Origin of the sequence: Dietzia sp. CW19, from assembly GCF_014145265.1 — a bacterium.
Taxonomy (GTDB): Bacteria; Actinomycetota; Actinomycetes; order Mycobacteriales; family Mycobacteriaceae; genus Dietzia; species Dietzia natronolimnaea.
Window position 1 is genome coordinate 1 of record NZ_JAALEE010000043.1, and the last position, 6,104, is coordinate 6,104.

5 protein-coding genes and 1 pseudogene are annotated in these 6,104 nt (G+C 70.7%); 5 read left to right on the top strand and 1 reads right to left on the bottom strand.

Annotated features, from left to right (window positions below):
- Positions 1 to 114: 114 nt before the first annotated feature.
- The 5 genes from trmB (at position 115) to G6021_RS01645 (ending at position 5,899) form a co-directional block, all read left to right on the top strand.
- Positions 115 to 885, top strand: coding sequence for a tRNA (guanosine(46)-N7)-methyltransferase TrmB (trmB, locus tag G6021_RS01625; RefSeq protein ID WP_179523596.1), 771 nt, complete (start codon positions 115 to 117; stop codon positions 883 to 885).
- Positions 886 to 922: 37 nt separating this feature from the next.
- On the top strand, positions 923 to 1,597 hold the full coding sequence (locus G6021_RS01630) for an NYN domain-containing protein (RefSeq protein WP_179523595.1): 675 nt from the start codon (positions 923 to 925) through the stop codon (positions 1,595 to 1,597).
- Positions 1,598 to 1,609: 12 nt separating this feature from the next.
- Positions 1,610 to 4,156 carry an MMPL family transporter gene (locus G6021_RS01635; protein WP_182640528.1) on the top strand — a complete coding sequence of 849 codons (2,547 nt, stop codon included), beginning with the start codon at positions 1,610 to 1,612 and terminating at the stop codon, positions 4,154 to 4,156.
- Between the two features lie 64 nt (positions 4,157 to 4,220).
- Positions 4,221 to 5,531, top strand: coding sequence for a YbhN family protein (locus G6021_RS01640; RefSeq protein ID WP_182640529.1), 1,311 nt, complete (start codon positions 4,221 to 4,223; stop codon positions 5,529 to 5,531).
- Positions 5,528 to 5,899, top strand: a complete 372-nt coding sequence (locus tag G6021_RS01645; protein WP_347238896.1) for a DUF3054 domain-containing protein — start codon at positions 5,528 to 5,530, stop codon at positions 5,897 to 5,899. The genes G6021_RS01640 and G6021_RS01645 overlap by 4 nt, the downstream gene beginning before the upstream one ends.
- A gap of 13 nt (positions 5,900 to 5,912) precedes the next feature.
- Here the strand turns inward: G6021_RS01645 and G6021_RS01650 are convergent.
- A pseudogene (locus tag G6021_RS01650) lies at positions 5,913 to 6,104 on the bottom strand (hydrolase); the annotation flags it as partial.

The following is a 6,104-nucleotide window of genomic DNA, read 5'->3' on the forward strand; positions in this document are numbered from 1 at the left end:
CAAGACCTTCCCCCGGGTCCGGCGGGTATCCCGGGCGGTGCCCGTCGTCCCGGCGCACGCCCCGCCCGGCCACCGGATTCGGACCCGGGCCGCCGACTACGGGATGATGACCGGGTGAACCAGAGCGAGAGCCCCCGACCGGCGGACGGCGACACCCCGGACGGCGACACCCGGGGCGGTGCGACCCCCGACCACGACCCGCGTCTGTTCCCCAGGGTCACGGCCTACCGGTTCCGGCGCGGCACCCTGCGTCCGGGGCAGCAGCGGAACTGGGAGGAACACTGGCCGACCTACGGCCGCAACGTGGCGGACGACCTCGTCGACCCGCAGGCCCTGTTCGGTCGCGTCGCGCCTCTGATCGTGGAGATCGGCTCCGGGACCGGGACGTCGACCGCGGCGATGGCGGCCGACGAGCCCGACGTGGACGTGATCGCGGTGGAGGTCTACCAGCCGGGTCTGGCCCAGCTCCTGGGGATGATCCTGCGCGAGGGGCTCGAGAACGTCCGGATGATCCGCGGCGACGGGGTGGACGTGCTGACCAACATGATCGCGCCGTCGAGCCTGACCGGCGTGCGCGTGTTCTTCCCGGATCCGTGGCCCAAGGCCCGCCACCACAAGCGGCGGCTCCTGCAGTCGGGCACGTTCGAACTGATCTCCTCGCGCCTCCGTCCCGGCGGTGTGCTCCACGTGGCCACCGACCACGCGGACTATGCCGACTGGATCGCCGAGACCGGCGACGCGGAACCCTCACTCGAGCGGCTCGACGCCACGACCGGGGCCGGACACGTACCGTTCAGTCTGAAAAGACCCGTGACGAAGTTCGAGGGCAAGGGTCTGCAGGAGGAGCGAGTGATCAACGAGTTCCTCTGGCGTCGTAGAGACTGACAACCCCGTATCTACAAGAAGACCGAGGCAGCAGACGATGACCCCACCTGACGGACCGGACGCCCACGACCTCTCCGACGTGGTGCCGCCCGACGCCCCGGGCCTGGTGCTGCTCGTCTGGGACGCCCCCAACGTGGACATGGGCCTGGGCTCGATCCTCGGCGGCCGTCCCACGGCCGTGTACCGTCCCCGTTTCGACGCGCTCGGGCGGTGGCTGCTCGGGTACGCGGCCGAGTTGTCGGTGACCACCAACGACACCCTCGAGGCCGAGGCGACCGTCTTCACCAACATCGTCCCGGGCACCTCGGACAACGTCCGCCCCTGGGTCGAGGCCCTGCGCAACGTCGGCTTCGCCGTCTTCGCCAAGCCCAAGACCAGCGAAGACTCCGATGTCGACGACGACATGCTCGAGCACATCGACCGGCGCGCCGAGTCCGGCAGGCTCGCCGGTGTCGTGGTGGCCTCCGCCGACGGCCAGGCGTTCCGCGAGCCGTTGGAGGAGCTCGCCGACGAGGTCCCCGTCACCGTCATCGGGTTCCGGGAGCACGCCACCTGGGCCGTCCAACACGACACGATCCGATTCCTCGACCTCGAGGACATCCCAGGCGTGTTCCGGGAGCCCCTGCCCCGGGTCAGCCTGGAGAACCTGCCCGACGAGGGTGCCTGGCTGCAGCCGCTCCGGCCGCTCACCGCCCTGCTCAACTCGCGTTAGGAGCGCGCAGCCGTGTTCAACTCACTCGGAGGGTTCGTCGCCCGCCGCCGCGTCCCCGTCCTGCTCTTCATGGTCCTGGTCATGGCCGCCCTCAGCGTCGCGGGCAGCATGTTCGGCAACGCCTTCGGTCAGGGGGGCTTCGAGGACCCGAAGAGCGGGTGGGCGACCGCCGAGCGGCTCGAGCAGGAGGCGTACGGCCGCGACGCGCTCGGCGACGTCGTCGTCACCTATCACGCCCCCGAGGGCACCACGGTCGACGATCCCGCGTTCCAGGACCCCGTCCGGGCCTCGCTCGACGCGATCCGCGACGAGTTCCCCGACGAGGTCACCGGCGTGACCAGCTTCGTCTACAACCAGTCCCCCGCCCTGGTCAACCGTGACGAGGGCATCGCGGTGGCCTCGATCCAGCTGGCGGGCGAGGAGGAGGAGATCCTCGAGAACTTCCGGGTGATCGAGAACCGGATCGACGTCGACGGCATCGAGACCGACGTCGCCGGCGTCCAGGCGGTCGCGGGAGCGCTGCAGGACGGCATGGACGCCGACCTCGTCCGGGCGGAGCTCATCGCGCTGCCCCTGGTGTTCGTCCTGCTCATCGTGGTGTTCGGCGGCGTGGTGGCCGCGTTCCTGCCGGTGGCCGTGGGCATCCTGACGATCCTCGGGTCGATCGGCGCCCTGCACCTGCTGTCGTTGGTGGTGCCGGTCAACTCGTTCGCCCAGAACGTGGTCACGCTGATCGGCCTGGGGCTGGCGATCGACTACGGCCTGTTCGTGGTGAGCCGGTTCCGGGAGGAGATGGCCGAGGGGTACCCACCGGTCGTCGCCGTACGCAGAGCCGTGGCCACTGCCGGCCGCACCGTGGTGTTCTCGGCCGTCATGGTGGGCGTGACCCTGTCCGGGCTGCTGATCTTCCCGCAGGACTTCCTCAAGTCGGTGGCCTATGGGGCGATCGCCGCCGTCATCCTGGCCGCGCTGCTGTCGGTGACGCTGCTCCCGGCGGTGCTGGTGATGTTGGGGCACCGCGTCGACATGCTCGGAATCAAGCGCCTGCAGCGGCACCGCACCCGCGAGCAGGTGGAGAACGGGCTGTTCGGCCGGGTCGCCGACTTCTCGATGAAGCACCCGGTGGCGGTGGCGGTGCCCGTCGTGGTGGTCCTCGTGGCGCTCATCATCCCGTTCTCCGGGGTCAAGTTCGGCGGCATCAACGAGACCTACCTCCCGCCGGACAACACCACGCGCGTGGCGCAGGAGCAGTACGACCAGAACTTCCCCGGCACCCGCACCGACCCGGTCAAGCTCGTCGTGATCGGGTCGGACGGCACCACGCTCTCGCAGATCCGCGCCGAGGCCAACAACGCGCCCGGGCTCACCGGTCCGTTCCAGTTCGCCCGGTCCGGACAGCAGGACGACCAGGGCCGCGACGTGGTGGTCCTGCAGTCCGGTCTGGTCGACCGCAACTCACCGGCCGAGACCGTCGAGTACCTGCAGCAGTTCCCGATCCCCGCCGGCACCGAGGTCCACGTGGGCGGGAACCCGGCCATGGAGTCCGACTCGGTCGACGCGCTGGTCGACGGACTCCCGTGGTTCGTGTTGTACGTGCTGGTCGCCACCACGATCCTGATGTTCCTGGCGTTCGGCTCGCTGGTGCTGCCCATCAAGGCGGCGATCATGAACCTGCTGGGCCTGGGCGCCACGCTCGGGATCCTCACGTGGATCTTCGTCGACGGGCACCTCGCCGACCTGCTCGGCTTCACACCGGGGCCGCTCACCTCGCCAGTGGTGGTGCTGCTGATGGCGATCATCTACGGGTTGTCCACGGACTACGAGGTGTTCCTGGTGTCCCGGATGGTCGAGGCGCGATCCCGGGGCGCCAGGACCGCCGAGGCCATCCGCAGCGGTGTGGCCAACACCGGTCGGATCATCACCTCGGCCGCGCTGATCCTCATCGTGGTGACCGGCGCGTTCGCGTTCTCGGACATCGTGATGATGAAGTACATCGCGTTCGGCATGATCGCCGCCCTGATCATCGACGCCACGGTGATCCGCATGTTGCTGGTGCCCGCGGTCATGCAGATGCTGGGCACCGACAACTGGTGGGCCCCCCGGTGGATGAAGCGGGTCCAGGAGCGGATCGGCCTGGGCGAGGCCGAGATCGGCGACGAGCCCGAACACCTGCAGGGCGGCCCTGCCCGGGTCGGGTCGGCGGGACCGGTCAGGGTCACGGAGACGGGCGTCCCTGACACCGCACCCGCCGGACCTGTCGCGGGGAGCCCCACTGACGGACCCTCCGTGACGCAGGCGCCGGGATCGGCGGTGGGGCTCCTCGAGCGCGAGCCCGAAGCGGAACCTGTGCGCGAGCCGGAACCTGTGCGCGAGTCGGAACCTGTGCGCCAACCCGCGCCCGAACCTGTGCGCGAGCCCGAACCCGACCTCCGGACCGCACCCCGGCCCGAGCACCGTCGTCGGGACGGGGGCGGCGGGGAGAAGATCCCCGCCGCGGAGCTGATCGCCCGGCTCCGGCAGGAGCGGGAGCGGGAGAGGGAACGGGATCGCGACGCGTGAGGCCCCGCCCGACCTCCGGAGTGTGAACCTGGGCCGAGGCCGGTCCGCGGGTTATGGTGGCGGGATGAAGGGGACCCGGGGCGCCGTCCTGCGCCGTCGTGTCCGGGTGGTCCTGGTCAACCCCTGGTTCAAGGCGTTGGCGACCCTGGCCGTCCTGGGCTTCGTCCTCTACTGGCTCCGCGGGCAGATGCCGTTCTTCGCCGAGGGGTTCTCGGCGGTCACCAGCCCGCACTGGGGTTGGGTCGCGGTGGCGCTGGTGTTCTCCTACCTCTCCATGTCCAGCTACGGCTCGGTGCAGAAGGTGCTGCTGCAGTCGGCGGGCGTCAGGGTGGGGTACTGGGCGAGCGTCGGTCTGGTCTTCTCCGCCAACGCGTTCTCGACCTGTATCCCCGGCGGGCAGGTCTTCGGAACCACCCTGACCTACCGGAAGACCCGCCAGTGGGGCGCGACCCGGGTGGTGGCGTCGTGGCAACTGGTGATCTCCGGAGTGCTGTCCACGGTGGGGATCGTGCTGCTCGCGTTGATGGGCTTCTTCCTGGTGGGCCGCGTGTCCAACCCGTTCCTGCTGATGCTGTCCGCGATCGGCCTCGTGGCGATCGTGGTGGTGGTGCAGTGGGCCGCCAGGAACCCCGACAGGATCGAGGAGGCCCTGCTGTCGTTGTTGGCGTGGGTCAACGCCCGGCGCCGCCGGCCCGCCGACCACGGTGCGACAGGGGTCCGCAAGATCGTGGAGCAGGCCGAGGCGGTCGAGATGACCAAGACCCAGTTCTCCAAGGCCTTCGCGTTCTCACTCCTCAACTGGGTCGCCGACATCGGCTGCCTGTGGGCGGCCGCCCACGCGGTCGGCGCCCAGCCCAGCATCGGCGGTCTGTGTATCGCCTACGTTACCGGCAAGATCGTGGCCTCCGCGCCGATCACCCCCGGTGGTCTGGGAACGGTCGAGTTCGCGCTCATCACCGCGCTCACCGCGGGCGGGCTCGGTGCGCACCAGGCGTTCGCGGCGGTGTTCCTCTACCGCATCGTCAGCTTCGTCCTCGTGGCGCTGGCGGGGTGGGTGGTCTTCTTCCTCTTCTACCGCGGTGCGGTGGAGATCGATCCGGATGCCGAACCCGCGGAGGACGACACCCCGCGCGAGGACGCCTCGTCGTCGTCGCCCCGCCTCCACCCCGACCAACCAGCCGTGATCGCCGCCCCGCCCGCCGGTCTCGCCGCGATGTGGCCGATGAGGGGCACGCCGTGGCGCGCCACCGTCCCCCACGACTCCGGGCCGATCCCCCTCTTGCGCGTCCGGGAGGACGGGACCCGGGACGCCGGGGAGGGTGAGGCCTCCTGCTCGCTGGGCGGCGGCGAGCACCGTGACGAGAGGGATCGGTGAGCCGAGTGGCCCTGCCGCTGATGTTCCTGTTGGACGTCGTGCTCGTGGGGGTGTTCGCGACCTTCGGGCGCGGCGCCCATTCCGAGGGCCTCGGGATCGGGCAGGTGTGGGGGACGGCGTGGCCGTTCCTGGTGGGTCTGGTGGTGGGGTGGGTCGTGGTGCTCGCCACGCGCCGCGACCCCGGGACCATCCGGTCGGGTGTCCTGGTGTGGGTCGCCACCCTCGTCGGCGGGATGCTGATCCGCGGGATCGGTGACGGACGGGTGCCGCACTGGAGCTTCATGGTGGTGGCCGCGATCGCCACCGGGGTGTTCCTCCTGGGCTGGCGGGCGCTGCGCGCGGCGGTGTCCCGGCGCCGGTCGGCCTAGCTCGTCAGAACCCCTAGCGGAACTCGGGCGGGATCTGGTCGAGCATGTGGGCCGGGACGGTGACGGTCTCGGGCAGTCGGACGCCGTCCGGGGCGGGCAGTCCCTCCGGGACCACTATGGTGACCGGTTCCGCGCGTCCTCCGGCGACGGGGGCGGGGGCGGGATCGAGGACGGGTGCGGTATCCGGCGCGGGGGCGGCCTCCGG

Bases quoted from the DNA above. Each gene is read 5' to 3' on its own strand.
- G6021_RS01630 (WP_179523595.1), top strand. From the start codon at position 923: ATGACCCCACCTGACGGACCGGACGCCCACGACCTCTCCGACGTGGTG.
- G6021_RS01640 (WP_182640529.1), top strand. From the start codon at position 4,221: ATGAAGGGGACCCGGGGCGCCGTCCTGCGCCGTCGTGTCCGGGTGGTC.